Source organism: Pseudoalteromonas sp. SG45-1, assembly GCF_014164135.1.
In the GTDB taxonomy this organism is placed as follows: Bacteria; Pseudomonadota; Gammaproteobacteria; order Enterobacterales; family Alteromonadaceae; genus Pseudoalteromonas; species Pseudoalteromonas distincta.
The window spans coordinates 194,445-207,651 of the sequence record NZ_JACJEP010000005.1; the positions used below are offsets into that span (position 1 = coordinate 194,445).

Here is a 13,207-nt window from a genome sequence, read left to right on the forward strand (position 1 = left end):
TTCGCCTTGTTATTACGCTATTTTCTGAGCGCTATAATAGAACACTTATTCAATGCAATTGGTATTGTTCATTATTATTTTTATTAACTATAAAATTAAAAAGGCGAAATGTCTTTAACATTTCGCCTTTGGTTCTTCATGAAAATAGTTTAAAAAGTATATGTTGCTTTAGCGTAGTAAAAGCCACCGTTAATACCAAACGGAGATGTTTCGTAGAACTGACCACCCCAGTTGTTATTAGGGATGCCCGTTGCATCTGCAAAATCAAGTTTTTCAGCATCTTGGTCGAATAAGTTTTGAGCGCCTACAGAGAAGCTAACTGATTCATTTAAGAAGTAAGTTACTTCAGCATCAATAGTGACTGCAGCATCTGCTGTTTTAGCTGTTGCATCATAATCAACGTGAACACCTTGGTATTCGCCGTAGTAGTTTGCACGAGCAAATGCAGAAACTGATTCCCATTGTTGAGACAATGTGAACGTTGCACGATGATTAGGTAAATCTTCTTCTAAACGCTTAACTTTAAACGCACCTGTAATTTCACTAAATTTAGTTACTTCAGTATCATTCCAGTTATATGCAAGGCTAAATGTAGAGCTACCGCCCATTAATTCAGCTGTATAGTTTGCAACTAAATCGATACCTTGTGTTGTTGTGTCAAAGTCATTTGTAAAAAAGCTTACCTGAGCAAGGCCTTGTACATTAGGTACTCCTGCTGCTGCAAGGGTATCTTTGTCTGCTTGGCTTAAGTTGATTTTATCTGATTGGCTAATACGGTCATCTACTTGGATGTTGTAGTAATCAAGCGTTAAAAATAATTCGCCAATTGTGTATACAGCACCAAGCGTATAACTTTGTGATTCTTCCGGCTCAAGCTCTGTACCACCTAATTGCACTGCAATTGGGTTTGTTGGTGGAAGAAGCGCTGAATCTTGTAATACACCGCCATCTAAACTTGTTTGTACATTACTTACGTTAGCTTGACCAACCGTTGGTGCACGGAAACCACTGCTTACAGAACCACGCACGTTTAAGTCTTCAGTTAAATGGTATTGAGCCATTACTTTGTAGTTAGTGGTAGTGCCAAAGCTGTCGTAGTCTTCAAATCGAAGTGCTACGCCCATTAAAAAGTCTTCAGTAAACGGTGCTTCAACATCAACATATGCTGCATAGTTACGGCGAGAAAATTCACCTGCTTGTGATGGTTTAAAACCAGGGAAACCATTAGAGCCAATACCAAAGCCTTGTTCTGTTAAAGGGCCTGCTGTGTAAGATGCTTCATCACCAGAGACGATAGTAAATGTTTCTTCATGCCACTCAAAACCACCGGCAATGTTTACATCATAAGCTAAACCAAAGTCGATACCTTTTGATAAATCAAAGTTAAAGTTCTTCTCTAGCTGTTCGTATTTACCCGGGCTGAAGTCTCGTGGTGTATCTGCACCTAAAGAGGCATTAACCGTGTCGTAAATAAAGTAACGTGATTCATTTAAGCCAACAGTACCGCTTAAGTCATAGTAAGTATCTTTTAAGAAGCCACCAGTGAATCGACCTTTAGTACCAATAGTTAAAGAAGTATCAGTAATGTTGCCCCCAAAGTTAGGTGTAAAGCCACCTGGAAGCATCTCATTAAAGGCAAAACAATCTGGGTTGTTTGCTACACCATTTATGTAAGCAGGATCATCTAGTACATTGCCGTCTGTTATTGTGATAGTTGGACAGTTAGCACTCATATCAGGTGTTGTGTCGGCAACAAGTAATGTTTCGCCACCATCATTTGAGTAAACACCAGAACGAGTTTGCGGATTACGGTAATAAAAACCGCCACGTACATCACGTTCAGAGTAGTTACCAAACATGTAAAATTCAGAGTCGTTTGTTAGCTCTAAACCCACATTACCAAAAATAGTAATATCGTCATCTACTTCTGGTGCACCCCATACTTGTGCAAGAGAAGATACATCAGGCACACCGGCAGCTGAAAGTGCTGCAGCATCGGCACGTTGAACTGAACGGCTTGTTGCATCAGCTGTTTTATATTGAAAGCTTAAATTAGCAAAACCATTGTCGGTAAACGGTAAACCTACGTTACCCGACACTTGTGTTGTATCGCCATCACCTTCATAAAATTGACCATGGCGGATTTCTAATTTACCACCTTCTGAAGCGTCTTTTAGTTGGAAATTCATTACACCGGCGATTGCATCAGAACCATACTGCGCAGCCGCGCCATCGCGAAGTACTTCTACTTGTTTAATCGCAATGCTTGGAATAACTGAAATATCTGCGCCTTGCGCGCCATCGTTAATACCACCGCCTAAAAATGCGATTACAGAAGCACGGTGACGACGTTTGCCGTTTAAAAGAACCAATGTGCTGTCTGACGGTAAACCACGTAAGTTAGCTGGACGAACAAGAGAAGCCGCATCACTGATAGGGTTTTGGTGTACGTTAAACGATGGTACTGCACCTTTTAAAAGTTCAAGCATGTCAGTGTTACCTGACTTTTCAAGCTCTTCGCCGCCAATAATGTCGATTGGAACCGGTGAGTCACCTATTGAACGAGGAGCTGAACGCGTACCTACTACGGCAATTTTCTCAACGTTTTTATTTACTTTAGTTTGTTCCTGCTCGTCTGCCGCAATAGCAGATCCAGAAATAAATAACCCTGCAGTGGTTGTAGCTAAAGCAAATTTGATTGCTTGGTTTAGCGCATTACTTTTTAATTTCATTCTAATTTTCCCCAGTTAGAATAATTCTTATTTTTGATGTGAATTTCACATCATTTGTTTTTAACTTAATTTTTTGTTTCACATAAGTTTGAGGTTTTAGCTCAAAAGCCTAATCAATTAAGCTTACTTTTTGTGAAGTCCTATCTACAGACTATAGATAAAAAACAGGAAGGGCAATTATTAATTAACCGTTTGATAACAAAAAGATTCAATTTAAGAAAAAATGCAACAGTGGTGCAAAGTAAAACTAAAATGAACTAAATAAGTGCAAATAAGGCTGTTGAGGGGAATATTAATGCGCTAACTGCATTTAAATGTTATTTATTTGTATCTTTTTTTGTGGGGTTTTCAATGTTTTGTGCGTACCGCCAAGCTGCTAATTTTTCTTTGTATTCATCCCATACGCAGGGACAGCAACTGCCACCACCGCAACATTCATCCGATTTTGGTTTTTCAGGTTTTTGCGGTAATTGATTTGTTATATTCTGCATTGTTGTATGTATTTAATACTAATTTGGTGCAAAGGGTAAGTTAAAGGGTGTTGAAAGTAAATTATTCTTTGTGAACCTGTGCTGCTGTGTGAAAATAAAAGTTATGCGATTATATAAAGTTATTCACCGTGCACCTTGGCGGGTAGTTAAAATTAGTAAAAAACGCCAACAGCTGCGTTTTCGCCGTGCTATGGTGGCGCTTAAAATCGCACTCGCCCAAGAAAAACAAGAAACTAAAGAAATGCTCTCTATTTATAGGCGTTACACTCAAGGCCACACAAGTAAAGAAGAGTTAAAACGCGCAAATGAGCAATTTGTTGATATTTTAAAAGGGTTAGGGCTCGGTGTATTTGCTGTATTACCTTTTGCTCCGCTTACAATTCCTTTAGTTGTTAAATTAGGGAGTTTGGTAGGAGTTGATGTACTGCCAAGTTCGTTTAATATGAACAAATCTATTAAAGAACTAGATGCTAAAATAGATCAAGAAAATCAAAAGCAAGAATCTAAAAATAGCTTAAAAAAGTAGCTAAAATCCCTTCAAATTAGCGATACCTTTTAGGTGCGCTTATTGATATGCTCTTAAGTACCATTTTTATATTATATGAGCTTTTTAATGAGTGCATTACTACGTCATACATCTTCTGGTATTCCTTTATCTTTTATTCTTAAAAACGAATTATCTGACTGGCAAGCACAGCAGCCTGCATTTATACAAAATTGGTTAACTAATACAGGTTTTGAAAAGCAAGGTGTTGCTTTAATTCCTGATGCTAAAACGGGCGAGTTAAGCCAGGTATTTTGTCTAATGCAAAGCAGCGATGATTTTTGGGCTGCGGGTAATTTAGCAAATACACTTCCTACAGGTACTTATCAAATTCAAGGCGACAGCGCTTTTGTAGAGCAGGTTGCTTTAGGGTTTGTACTTGGTGGTTACGAATTTAGTGAATATAAAGAAAAGCCAACGGCAAAGGCGCAATTAGCCATTAGCGATAAAGCGTTATATGAACGCATTAGCCAACAAGCTGATGCCATTACACTTGCACGTGATTTAGTTAATACTCCAGCGGTAGATATGATGCCGCAACATTTATCGCAAGTTATGGAAGATTTAGCTGCAACTTACAATGGCGAATTTTCACAGTGGGTTGGCGATGAGTTACTAGAGCAAAACTACCCGACTATTCATATGGTGGGTCGTGCAAGCGAAAATAAACCGCGTTTACTTGATTTAAAATGGGGCGCGACAGATGCTCCATTAATTACGCTAGTCGGTAAGGGCGTATGTTTTGACTCAGGCGGACTTGATTTAAAACCAAGCTCTGGTATGCGTAACATGAAAAAAGACATGGGCGGCGCGGCGCATGTAATTGCACTAGCGCAGCTTATTATGGCAGCTAACTTACCAATTAGATTACGTGTACTTGTACCAGCGGTTGAAAATGCAGTATCGCGCAATGCATTTCGCCCAGGCGATGTTATTAAAACGCGCAAAGGTATTATGGTCGAAATTGATAATACAGACGCTGAAGGCCGCTTAGTATTGTGTGATGCATTAAGCGAAGCGCAAAACGATAATCCTGAGCTAATTATTGATTTTGCTACCCTCACGGGTGCATGTCGTGTTGCACTGGGCACGGAGCTTCCGGGCTTTTTCTCAACAGAGCGCGATGTAGCAAATGGGATTATTGACGCCGGTTTAAGTGTACATGACCCTGTTTGGCAACTTCCGTTGTTTGAGCAATACAAAAGCTTACTAAAAAGTGATGTAGCCGATATGGCAAATTGCGCAAGCACACCGTTTGGTGGTGCTATTACCGCAGCGCTTTACTTAAAAGAATTTGTTGAACCAACAACACCGTGGGTACACTTTGATGTAATGGCATGGAACTTACGTGCATTACCAGGTCGTCCAACGGGTGGTGAAGCATTAGGTATTCGTGCTGTATTTAACTACTTACAAAATCGTTTTAATAAGTAAGTTTTTGATTCAATAGTAAAAACTTGAACTTTATGAGCTTTAAACCTCATAAAGCTCAAGTGGCAAGTTATCTGGATCGGCAAAAAAGGTAAACTTTTTTCCGGTTATTTCATCCACTCTAATATCCTCAACGTTTACGTCGCACGACTCTAAATACGTTTTTGCAATCTGTACATCCGCTACCTTAAAAGCTAAATGTCTTAAGCCTTGTGCTTCGGGATAGCTGGGTCTTTCGGGCGAACCATCAAACGAAAATAGCTCTATTTGGCTACCATCGGGCATGGCTAAATCTAATTTATATGAATTACGATCAGCTCTAAAGTGCTCATTAATAACGTTAAGTTTAAGTACATTGCTATAAAAGTGTTTAGAACGTGCATAGTCACTACAAATTATAGCAGCGTGATGAATACCTAAAAGTTTCAAATTTAATTCCTTAAAAAGCAAAAACGCACTTAAATAAGTGCATTTTAAATGTGGCTTATTACATGTTGTGTTAGCTAGGCTCGGCTTCTTTACATGCTTTAACGGCCGGTGCTACAAGCTCTAAACCAGTTTTATCACACGGTGGTAAAGCAGCATCGCTTACACTAATAGGCGTTACACGTTCGCCCCATTTTATGTAACTTGCAGCCCACGTAAGGCCTGCACCAAATGCTGCAGACATAATGTTTGAATGCGGTTTAATTAACCCTTGTTCAACCGCTTCACATAACGCTATAGCAATAGTCGCAGCAGAGGTATTACCATAGTCACCAATGTTAACCATTACTTTTTCGTCAGGTACTTTTAAGCGATGCTGAATAGCCTGAATAATACGTAAGTTAGCTTGGTGTGGAACGAGTACATTAATGTCGTCAAGGCTTAAGTTGGCCTGTTGCAGTACGTCGTCGCAGGCTTCACTCATACCTTTTACAGCACGTTTAAAAATTTCACGACCTTCAAATAATAAATCAGAAGGACCAATTGGCTCATACTTATTTAAATCGCTACCAAAGTTGGTGATGTGTAAAATATCGCGGTCTTCGCTGTCACAACCGGTTTTGGTACCAAGTAAACCAGCTGGGGTGTCGGCAGCTTCAAGTATTACTGCACCTGCGCCATCGCCAAATAAAACAGCGCTGTCGCGACGTGCCCAGTTTACGTACCAGGTCATACGTTCAGAGGCAATAACGACTGCTTTTTTAATCATACCCGCTTGAATTTGTGCTGTAGCAGCTTGCAACGCATATAAAAAGCCCGAACATGCCGCGTTTGTATCCATTGCGGCAGCGCCTGTTGCACCAATATTTTTTTGCACTTGTGAGGCGGTATTTGCCACAACAGTAGAAGGTGTACAGGTTGCTAATATCACTAAATCAATATCTTTAGGATCAATGCCTGCGCACGCAATAGCATGCTTAGCTGCAACGGTTGCCAGCTCAGCGGTACTTACATGACTCACTCGGCGAGATTTAATGCCAGTACGCGTGGTTATCCACTCGTCGGTGGTATCAACTATTTCACTAATTTCATCGTTGCTAATGCTTGCTGGTGGAATGCATTTACCCCAACCAGTGATATGTGCGTAAGGCATAGTATGTTCTCTTAAGGTGGTCTGACATGTGTTACTAATGGGGGAGTTATACCAAAAAACGGCTTTCAAGACTAGTTTATAGCATGTTTTGTATCGTAAATATTCGCAATTACAGGTTATTTAAGGTAATGCTAGTATAAAAAAGGGGCAAGTATGAAAACAACACTAATAACAACATTCACTTCAATAACGCTGGCATTAATAACAAATGGGGCTTTTGCTCAGCAGCATAAAATTATTTATGCTGGCAGTTTACTTGCATCCGAAGATCAAAAAGTAAAAACAGAGCAAACGTTAGTCATAACAGATAATACAATAACAGCCATTAAAAACGGCTACCTCACAAAAGCAGAACTTAACCTACCTGATGCCGATATTATCAATCTTAAAAATCAATTTGTAATGCCTGGTCTTATTGATATGCATGTTCACGTTACGTTTGAGCGAGATTCAAAAGCAAACCCTCACCGCTGGGCTACAGAATATGATGCCGATTATGCTTTGCGCTCAATTAAATATTTACAACGTACGCTCGATGCGGGTTTTACATCAGTGCGTGATTTAGGTAGCGATCACAAAGTAATATTTCCGCTAAAGCGCGCTATTGAGCGAAATGATATTAACGGCCCTCGCATTTTTGCAGCGGGTAATACAATATCGCCTACCGGCGGACACGCAGATATGCACGGATATCGAAAAGATATTACAGATGCGGTTACAGGCGGGATTGGTATATGTAATGGCGCGGATGATTGTAGCCGTGCGGTACGCGAGGTAATTAAAAGTGGCGCTGATGTAATTAAAGTTACTGCCACGGGTGGAGTACTAAGTAATACCGCTGCTGGTGTTAACCAACAACTTACAGATGCAGAGCTGATTGCAATTGTTGATACGGCCCACCACTTAGGGCGTAAAGTTACAGCCCATGCACACGGTACACAAGGTATAAAAGCGGCCTTAAAAGCCGGTGTAGATTCTATTGAGCATGGCTCTTATTTAGATAAAGAGGCAATAAAGTTATTTAAAAAAACGGGGGCTTATTTAGTACCGACGCTTTTAGCGGGGGCAACGGTAAGTGAAGAGGTGCTTACAAACCCAAATATGCCACCGGCAATAGCCGACAAAGTGCGTGAAGTGACTCCGAAAATGCAGGCTTCGTTTAAACTTGCACTGAAAAACAAGGTTAATATAGTTTTTGGAACAGACTCTGGGGTGTCGCGTCATGGGCTTAATGCTAACGAATTTAGTTTAATGGTAAACAATGGTATGAGCGAAGCCCAAGCTATTAAATCAGCAACCATACATGCAGCTAAACTGCTGGGGCAAAGCGCACTCATTGGCGACTTGAGTGTTGGTAAACAAGCAGATATTATCAGTGTGAATGGCTCACCGCTTAAAAATATCGACGTACTTAAAAACGTGCAATTTGTTATGAAAGCTGGGCAAGTTTATAAACAATAGGGAAGGTTATGAGCAGCAAAATAAAAGTGTCGTTGTTTAATCATTTGATTGACGCTGAGCGCCAGTTACTAGACCCAGAAGTTCGCCAATCTGAGCGCGCATTAGATGCTTTACTCGATGATGAATTTATCGAAATTGCTGCCAATGGCACTACATTTAATAAATACCAAGTACTTACCCGCTTACCTACCGAGGTTGTGCCACAGTTTTATAATCAGCATTTTAAGGGCCGAATGCTGAGCGATGATGTAGTGCAACTTAGTTACCAAGCTGCTTTTAGGCGCTCTGCTCGCGCTGAGTTTAATTATTCATTGCGTATGTCGCTTTGGCGTAAAAGTAATGAACAATGGAAAATGGTGTTTCACCAAGGAACGCCTTGTGCGCCGTTTTCAATTTCGATGGATGATGATTAAAAATCATATAACCGTTAAAATAACCTTATTAAACATTTGATTGGGCAATAACCTGTTGTTAATGCGTACCGACCCCACCATTAGTCGATTATTAATGCTGCGAAGCGGCGCTATTGCCGTGCAATTAATTGCGGTACTTAGCGTTTATTTTTTACTAGAACATCAAATTGCATTACTGCCTTTACTTATAGTTATTGCCGTTGAGGCTGTGTTTCAGCTTATTAGCCTATTTGCTTATCGTAATGTGAGTCGCGCTAAACCTTTGGGTATGTTGATGCAGTTAACTGCAGACGTATTATTTTTAACGGTTTTGCTATCGCTAAGCGGCGGTGCAACTAATGCATTTGTTTCGCTGTTATTGCTCCCAATAATGATCGCTGCTGTTACGCTGCGAGAAAGAGGATTAGCTTATATTGCGGTATTAGCCATTGCCGCATACAGTTTGCTACTTATAAAGATGCCCGATCACAGTATGCATCAAATGAATATGAGTAGTCATTTTATTGGCATGTGGGTTAATTTTGTTTTAAGTGCTAGCGTAATTGCACTTGTTATTGGTGCAATGAGCCGGGCACTTAAAGAGCGAGAGCGAATTATTGCAAACGTGCGTGAAAAACAATTGCGTAATGAACAGCTTGTTACCCTTGATGGGGCCGCTGCACAAATCACCCATCAACTAGCGACCCCAATTGCAAATTTACAGCTATTGTTTGAAGAGTTATTAGAAGAGCAACCAAACAACCCAATTGTTAAGCACATGCAAGCGCCGCTTACTCAGTGTAGTACGCAACTTAACGACTTTAGAAAACTCTCAGAGCAATTACGTCTTAAAAATTCACAAGAGCATACCACCGTAAAGCAACTGCAAACGCAAATTACAGATACGCTTTTACTGCAATACCCTGATCAGCACATTAAATGGATTACGCCACCTATTGCGGCAACGCTATTGAGTGATGCGATGTTATTGCCTGCTATTTTAAATTTATTACAAAACGCCGCGCTCGCTAATCAAAAACAAGGTAAAACTCAATTAGAGCTGAGTTGGCAGCAAGATAACTTACATAGCGAATGCGTTTATTTGTTAATTCGTGATTTTGGCCGTGGCTTTTCATCATCGCAATTAGTAGAGCTTGGCGGGCAACTTATGCCAAGCGATCAGGGAATGGGGCTTGCTGTGCTTTTATCAAATGTTACTTTTGAGCGTTTAAATGGCTCACTTACCTTGTTTAACCATGCAGATGGCGGTGCTGTCGCCAAAGTTAAACTCGCTATTGTAAACATTGAGAATAACGCCTCATGAAGTTACTTATAATTGAAGACGACATTAATTTAGCCAGCACACTGGCAAGGCGCTTAACTAAACAAAGCTTTGCCTGTGAGGTGGCGCATAACCAAAGTGATGCGTTACTTGCTGCGCGTAAATTATTGCCCGACTTTGTTTTATTAGACATGAAACTAGGCGACGATAACGGACTTACACTCATAAAGCCGCTGCGTAGTTTGCTCCCCCAAGCTCATATTGTTTTACTAACCGGGTTTGCAAGTATAGCAACCGCAGTAGAGGCAATGCGTTTAGGCGCAAACGATTACCTTACTAAGCCGGTTGATATGGCAACATTATTAAAAGCGCTTAACACCGATCCTGTGTCATCGGCATCGAATGTTATTGATGATGCGGTTATGTCGCCGGAGCGCTTAGAGTGGGAACATATTCAACAAGTATTACACAGTAATAATGGCAATGTGTCGGTTACCGCGCGGCAACTTAATATGCATAGACGTACTTTGCAGCGCAAGTTACAAAAAAAGCCGGTGCAGCAGTAATTTATTACTTAATTTAAGGAAAGTGTTATGAGCGATGATGCAGCTATATTAATGCAAAACCAAAAAATTATTTTATTTGATGCGCAATGTAAGCTTTGCAGCGCGTGGTGTAACTTTATTATTGCTCACGATAAAACTACTATTTTTAAATTATGCAGCGTGCAATCTCCAAAAGGAGAACTGTTGTTAACACACTTTGGTTTTTCAACCAGTGAATACGCTTCAATGGTGCTTGTTGAAAATGGTAAAGCATTTACACAAAGCCATGCTTTTTTTAATGTTGTTAAGCAGCTAGGTTACCCATACAAACTAGCAAACGTATTTAGTATTTTGCCAAATAGGTTTAATAATTGGTTATACGATAGGGTTGCTTTAAACCGCTATACCTTATTTGGAAAATATCAGTATTGCAGAGTACCCAACCCAGAGGATGCTAAACATTATTTATAAATTAGGCGTTAATACACTGCAGTATAAGTAGATGATAGGTTTATGAGGTTGTGCTAAAATCGCCGCGTTTAATTTTAGCTAACGGTATAAAAGGCTTTTTTCATGGCAAACACAGCACATGCACTTCACATTTTGGTTAAGCACAAAGAAATTGCAGAAGATATTATTAAGCAATTAGGTAAAGGTGCAAAGTTTCAGACCTTAGCTAAAAAGTATTCGTCATGCCCATCGGGTAAAAAAGGCGGTGACTTAGGTGAATTTAGACGCGGACAAATGGTTCCACAGTTTGACAAAATTGCATTTAAAGGCGCAATTTTAGAGCCTCATCTAGTTAAAACTAAATTTGGCTGGCATGTAATTAAAGTACTTTATCGTACTTAGTTTACTTTTAAGTAAAGAAGTAACCTTCGCTGTATAGAAAAAGGCTGCACTATGCAACCTTTTAAGTATTAAGCCTTTTTATTTTATCAACATCCAGATACCCGCAGCAATCATAAACAGGTTTTCGGTCAGAGAGACAAACCCCAGTGGTACATTACTATCACCGCCAACGCAGGCACACTTAAGCTCTCGTCTGTCTATGTAGACAGCCTTAATCACCGACACGGCGCCAACACCCCCAATAAATAAAGAAATTGGTGCAACAATATAAGCTGAAAGCCCTGCAATCATGCCAATACTTACAAATGCTTCTAAAAATGGATACACATAAGCATACCTAACTACTTTCATAGCAAATAAATCATAGGTTATAAAAGAATTACTAAAGCTGTATAAGTCGCGTAATTTTTGAATAGCCAGTACGCCCATTGTTAACGCGATAAACAGCATAACTGTATGCATAGAAAAAAGTGCAAAGCCAGTCGAGTAGCTAAATGCAAAGGCAAGCAATAAGGTAACAGCAAAAATGGCCGTGACGGGGGTATAAGTAGTACCTTGTTGACCAGGCTCTGATTTATTAAAGTAAGCGCGCAGGTCGTCATATCCGCCAATGCGCTCGTTATCGATAAATGTTTGCGGTGTGGTATCAACATTGTGCTTTTGTTGGAACTCATCGGTTTCTTCGCGCGAAGTCAGCGGTTTATCATCTACCCTATAGCCTTTTCGCTTAAGTAAATCTTTTGATTTGAGTCCAAATGGGCAAATATGCTCATTGGTTACCATTCTGTATAATGTTGCTGACTTAGCCATGCTTGCTCCTTATGCGTATTTAGTTACTAGTTAACCCTTAAGTAATAGTGAGAGTGAATAGCGGTATGAAAGAAGTTAATAGCACCTTGTAATATTTACGTGGAACTTGAAACAAAATAGCGCGCAGCACACTCTCTAAGGACACATAATAGATAATGCACGTTTAGTGCCAGCGCTTTTATAGTAGCGCAGGTGATAAGGTTTTATTGGAAGAGGTTTGTGATGAAAGCTTATAAAAAAATCGGCTTACATAGATAGTAAAGCGTGAATTTACGCTGGACCTTTAAATGAAATAAGGCTGCATTGGGCAGCCTTTCTTAATTTTAAACTTTATTTGTGTATTAAGCGTCTTGCTTGGCTTCTTCTTCACTAATTTGTTTTAGTGCTTGAATGAATGAGTCGCTTGGTTGTCCGCCAGTAAGTGCATATTTATCGTTTATGATAAACGTAGGTACTGACGTAATACCCATTTGTTTGAAGTTGTCTTGCTCTTGGCGTACGTCTTGTACATATTTGTCTGAATGTAGAATACCCCGCGCAGTTTCTTTATCAAGACCCACTTTTTCAACAACGTCGAGCAACGCTTCTTCTTGGTTTAAGTATTTTAAATCTGTGAAGTGCGCTTCAAAAAAGGCGAGTTTTAGCTTCGTTTGCTTACCTTCTTCACGTGCCCACATTAATAAACGATGCAAATCAAAGCTGTTGATCATGATGCGTTTGCCATCAAAATTAAAGGTAAACCCAGCACGCTGACCGGCTTCGAACATGTTTTTACGATTTTCGTCGCCTTGCTCTTCTGTTAGGTTGTACTTTTGCATTAAGTGTTCGTTTAAGTCTTGACCTTCAATTGGCATATCTGGATTTAGTTCAAAAGGATGCCACGTAATATCTGCGCTCATTTCGTCTTTGAGTTGCTCTAGTGCAGTTTCTAGGTTTTTATAACCCACTACACACCAAGGGCACATTACGTCTGAAACGATATCAATTTTAAAGTTTTTCATATTTATCCTTTTGAGGATTGCTTTGGTATAACAGGGGATATTGGGATGAACTGCACTTTATCAATACCAAACTAAAAAGAGCAGCTA

At 39.9% G+C, this 13,207-nt stretch carries 14 protein-coding genes; 8 read left to right on the forward strand and 6 right to left on the reverse strand.

Annotated elements, in window-relative coordinates; genetic code table 11:
- Positions 1-149 precede the first annotated feature (149 nt).
- Positions 150-2,732 carry a TonB-dependent siderophore receptor gene (locus tag H5117_RS06925; RefSeq protein ID WP_039488458.1) on the reverse strand — a complete coding sequence of 861 codons (2,583 nt, stop codon included), beginning with the start codon at positions 2,730-2,732 and terminating at the stop codon, positions 150-152.
- 317 nt (positions 2,733-3,049) lie between these two features.
- A complete protein-coding gene (locus H5117_RS06930) occupies positions 3,050-3,223 on the reverse strand; it encodes an oxidoreductase-like domain-containing protein (protein ID WP_154902924.1) in 174 nt (57 codons plus the stop codon).
- A 103-nt stretch (positions 3,224-3,326) separates the two neighbouring features.
- Between H5117_RS06930 and H5117_RS06935 the strand changes: the two genes are divergently transcribed.
- Positions 3,327-3,749 carry a hypothetical protein gene (locus H5117_RS06935; RefSeq protein WP_002959004.1) on the forward strand — a complete coding sequence of 141 codons (423 nt, stop codon included), beginning with the start codon at positions 3,327-3,329 and terminating at the stop codon, positions 3,747-3,749.
- An 87-nt stretch (positions 3,750-3,836) separates the two neighbouring features.
- The gene (locus H5117_RS06940) at positions 3,837-5,201 is read left to right on the forward strand and encodes a M17 family metallopeptidase (RefSeq protein ID WP_154902923.1); all 1,365 of its coding nucleotides are present in this window, start codon (positions 3,837-3,839) and stop codon (positions 5,199-5,201) included.
- Between the two features lie 39 nt (positions 5,202-5,240).
- Here H5117_RS06940 and H5117_RS06945 read toward each other — a convergent pair whose 3' ends face one another.
- Together H5117_RS06945 and H5117_RS06950 are read right to left on the reverse strand one after the other, a co-directional pair.
- Positions 5,241-5,627 carry a VOC family protein gene (locus tag H5117_RS06945; protein ID WP_182681582.1) on the reverse strand — a complete coding sequence of 129 codons (387 nt, stop codon included), beginning with the start codon at positions 5,625-5,627 and terminating at the stop codon, positions 5,241-5,243.
- Positions 5,628-5,697: 70 nt separating this feature from the next.
- The gene (locus tag H5117_RS06950; protein WP_154902922.1) at positions 5,698-6,777 is read right to left on the reverse strand and encodes a ketoacyl-ACP synthase III; all 1,080 of its coding nucleotides are present in this window, start codon (positions 6,775-6,777) and stop codon (positions 5,698-5,700) included.
- Between the two features lie 153 nt (positions 6,778-6,930).
- Between H5117_RS06950 and H5117_RS06955 the strand changes: the two genes are divergently transcribed.
- The 6 genes from H5117_RS06955 to H5117_RS06980 all read left to right on the forward strand — a co-directional run bounded on the left by H5117_RS06955 (position 6,931) and on the right by H5117_RS06980 (position 11,309).
- Positions 6,931-8,238, forward strand: a complete 1,308-nt coding sequence (locus H5117_RS06955; RefSeq protein ID WP_182736853.1) for an amidohydrolase family protein — start codon at positions 6,931-6,933, stop codon at positions 8,236-8,238.
- Between the two features lie 8 nt (positions 8,239-8,246).
- Entirely contained in the window at positions 8,247-8,651 is a 405-nt protein-coding gene (locus tag H5117_RS06960; RefSeq protein ID WP_024595765.1) for a DUF4440 domain-containing protein, read from the forward strand.
- Positions 8,652-8,712: 61 nt separating this feature from the next.
- A complete protein-coding gene (locus tag H5117_RS06965; protein WP_182736855.1) occupies positions 8,713-9,954 on the forward strand; it encodes an ATP-binding protein in 1,242 nt (413 codons plus the stop codon).
- Positions 9,951-10,478 carry a response regulator transcription factor gene (locus H5117_RS06970; protein WP_154902919.1) on the forward strand — a complete coding sequence of 176 codons (528 nt, stop codon included), beginning with the start codon at positions 9,951-9,953 and terminating at the stop codon, positions 10,476-10,478. Before H5117_RS06965 ends, H5117_RS06970 begins: the two co-directional genes overlap by 4 nt.
- A gap of 27 nt (positions 10,479-10,505) precedes the next feature.
- Complete coding sequence (locus H5117_RS06975) at positions 10,506-10,928, forward strand: thiol-disulfide oxidoreductase DCC family protein (protein WP_182736857.1); 423 nt, start codon at positions 10,506-10,508, stop codon at positions 10,926-10,928.
- A 102-nt stretch (positions 10,929-11,030) separates the two neighbouring features.
- The gene (locus tag H5117_RS06980; RefSeq protein ID WP_002959014.1) at positions 11,031-11,309 is read left to right on the forward strand and encodes a peptidylprolyl isomerase; all 279 of its coding nucleotides are present in this window, start codon (positions 11,031-11,033) and stop codon (positions 11,307-11,309) included.
- A 78-nt stretch (positions 11,310-11,387) separates the two neighbouring features.
- On the opposite strand, the gene H5117_RS06985 is transcribed toward H5117_RS06980, so the two are convergent.
- Together H5117_RS06985 and H5117_RS06990 are read right to left on the reverse strand one after the other, a co-directional pair.
- On the reverse strand, positions 11,388-12,119 hold the full coding sequence (locus H5117_RS06985; protein ID WP_182736859.1) for a MauE/DoxX family redox-associated membrane protein: 732 nt from the start codon (positions 12,117-12,119) through the stop codon (positions 11,388-11,390).
- Positions 12,120-12,460: 341 nt separating this feature from the next.
- Positions 12,461-13,120 carry a DsbA family oxidoreductase gene (locus H5117_RS06990; RefSeq protein WP_002959016.1) on the reverse strand — a complete coding sequence of 220 codons (660 nt, stop codon included), beginning with the start codon at positions 13,118-13,120 and terminating at the stop codon, positions 12,461-12,463.
- Positions 13,121-13,207 lie beyond the last annotated feature (87 nt).